This is a genomic window from Providencia sp. PROV130 (assembly GCF_028482225.1).
Taxonomy (GTDB): Bacteria; Pseudomonadota; Gammaproteobacteria; order Enterobacterales; family Enterobacteriaceae; genus Providencia; species Providencia rettgeri.
This window is the reverse complement of the sequence record NZ_JAMPQC010000064.1, coordinates 1-2,683: the sequence shown is the minus strand read 5'-3', so window position 1 is coordinate 2,683 and position 2,683 is coordinate 1. Positions and strand designations below refer to the sequence as shown.

2 protein-coding genes and 1 pseudogene are annotated in these 2,683 nt (G+C 41.7%); all 3 read right to left on the bottom strand.

Annotation, left to right across the window (positions count from 1 at the left end):
- A partial coding sequence (locus PSF28_RS23455) for a pentapeptide repeat-containing protein (protein ID WP_272685736.1) occupies nt 1–314 on the bottom strand: 314 nt, incomplete at its 3' end.
- Nucleotides 315–1,274: 960 nt separating this feature from the next.
- Nucleotides 1,275–1,715: a hypothetical protein gene (locus PSF28_RS23450; protein ID WP_015063446.1), complete on the bottom strand. Its 441-nt coding sequence runs from the start codon at nt 1,713–1,715 to the stop codon at nt 1,275–1,277.
- Between the two features lie 637 nt (nt 1,716–2,352).
- Nucleotides 2,353–2,683 (bottom strand): annotated as a pseudogene (locus PSF28_RS23445) (pentapeptide repeat-containing protein); the annotation flags it as partial.

Sequence of the window (2,683 nt, the reverse complement as noted above, 5' to 3'; positions counted from 1 at the left end):
ATCATATTCATAAAATTAGCCCCTCGAAAATCAGCTCCTTGAGCTAAACACTCACTAATTTCAAGACCTAAGGCGCTAATGTTTTTAAAATTACTCATTGATAAATCGCAGCTTTTAAAGCTAGCGTTTTTTAGTTTGGCTCTATTAAAATCACACCCTTCCAAGCTATTCCTGTCGTAAAAACTACAATCAACAAATTCAGTATCAGTTAAATCAACCCCTGAAAAATCACAATTTGAAAAGGCAATATTTTTAACTCTATTCCCCGTAAATTGATCTCGTGAAAACTTTTCATTGATAAAGTGCTTTTCCATACATGCTACACCTGGTTATTTATACAGTGCAATCATTGTACATTAATTTGAACAACCTTAAACTCTAGCTAAAATTGATTCATACAATCCCTTTTATGTTAAACGGGCAAGTTAGTTAGCAAAAACCTCCCGTTCATCCCCATTAAAGCCCCTCGAAACGATTTTAAGACACGATCACCCTATAAAACACCCAAATCTACGCTGAAAGTTTAGAACGGTTTTGCGGGCTTCTGAGTGCGTTTTTAACATCGTGCAAACTGACAAGTAAAACGATGCGAAATCGCTGAAAGTCACAAACTTGTTTTGTGGCAAGAAGCGATTTGACCAACCGAGTAAAACGAGGGCGGTAGGCTTTTTGTTTTTATCCTGATGAGCGTCCAGCGAAGAAAGGGAAAAACAGGGGGAGCCGAAACGAAATGACACGCCCCAGCGATGGCAAGTGAACCCCAGTGAACGTGTTTCGTTTTGGGGGCAAAGCCCCCCGTCAAGCGAAGCGTCTGACCACCACATTTTTGAGCGACCAAATACAGGGGCGAAAAAAGGGGGTGGTCAGACGAACGCAGTGAGTTTGACGGGCTTGGGTGAATGGTTTTTTTCGCAGGCGTCCAGCCGAAGAAAATAGCCAGAGGGCGGAGCCTTATGTCATTCATTTTCGTCCAGAAAATGAGTGGCATTGATACTGAAAGTATCATGGGGTGCAAGTTAGTAAAACTATGATTCTACCCATTATTTCACCCGTTATTCTGCCCGTTATACCTAAATTGGGTGCAATAACGGGTAAAGTAATAGGTAGAATAACAGGTGGATTAATGGGTAAGAAATAACACAACGTCATCTTGTGTCTATCTATTATTCTGTATCTTATTCTATGTATTATTCTACCTATTACAGACGAAATAGATAAAATAAGAGATAGAATAATAGATAGGATAATACATAAAATAATAGGTAAACCTAACGTCAGCGCACCTTTTCTTCGAGCTGTTTTAGCATCGAAATATCACCTAATAACCGTTGATTTTTACCTGTGAAAAAGATGATCGGACTGACATTTGCATTATCAATACTTCGGCTTAACTGAATTCCCATCGCCTGATAATCATCATCGTTTGTGCAATGGTATAACGCTAAAACAAGCTGACATTGTTCTGGAGTTCCGCATTCTATTGCCCAGCGGATCAACTCCGAAAAGGTCAATCCGTTCGGTTTCCAGTGTTTTTTATGCCGTGACGCTAACGCCTTAAATTTTTCACGCCCTTGATTATATTTTTCTGCCCCGATCACCGGATCTTCACAACGAACCCCTTGAACCGGTCGCTTATCAAATGACAATTCCCATAAATTTAATTCTTCGATGTATTCGTAATCTTCTGGCGATGCCAAACGAAATAATTGAGACATAGAGACACCCTCCGATCATGTGTGAACGGAGACAGTATAAGGCTTTCGAGAAATTCCGCTTCCTCGACGTGAAACAAGTTCACGCCTTGCGGCGAGCGTTGCGAATTGAATTTATGAGGTTTACCAAGCTCCAGATGTAACAAAGCCCCGTGACAGCATCACAGGGCTCTGGTACTCTAAATCTTGTGCATTCGTTGCTCAGATTAGACGTCGCAATCCAATCTTAGCAACGTGAGAGGCGCTTGTCACGTTCTCATTAAATACCAGCCAACGACATTAACCCAAATGCACCACTTGATTGACTCGGACTTAGCCCGGTCTCCGAAAGGATAAACAGGCAAATTGTGGTAGTAAAACGTACCGGAAAACGAAATTCCGGCTCTACCTCCGAATCACGCTGCGGTATCGAAAGATTACAGTGCGTACCTGATAAGAGCACCAATCAACGGACTAGGGATTTCTTGGATTGCGAAGTGTCGAAAGAAGCCCAACCTAACCAAACTTAGCCAGATTAACGAGCTAAGAGACCATGACCCAATAACTGATCATGGAGAAAAGCAAAGACAAGATGAAGATGTCGCTTCGCTCCGTTTTGATTAGTACCACATTGGGGCATTAGGCGTTTTTTACCTAGATTTTATCGGTGAACAATAACACCTAAACTCTCAACAAGCTGAAGCGCCTGCTCTCCATCCAACTTCACTCCATCTAAATTAATTCGCCTTGCATCAAGCTCGCCAAGCGCCCCACCCGTTAAATCACAACCAGTAAAATCAGCCAAAGACCAATCAAACGATGAAAACTCCCCACAAGAAAGATCGGAGCCACGAAACACGGCGCCAGTTATCACAGTGCCATTCCAGCGATTTTCCCACAGTTCGCACTTTTCTAATATGACTCTAGAAAAATTAGCGTAACTAAGATTTGTCTTGGTTATATAAGCACTACAAAACCATGACCTTGTAGTT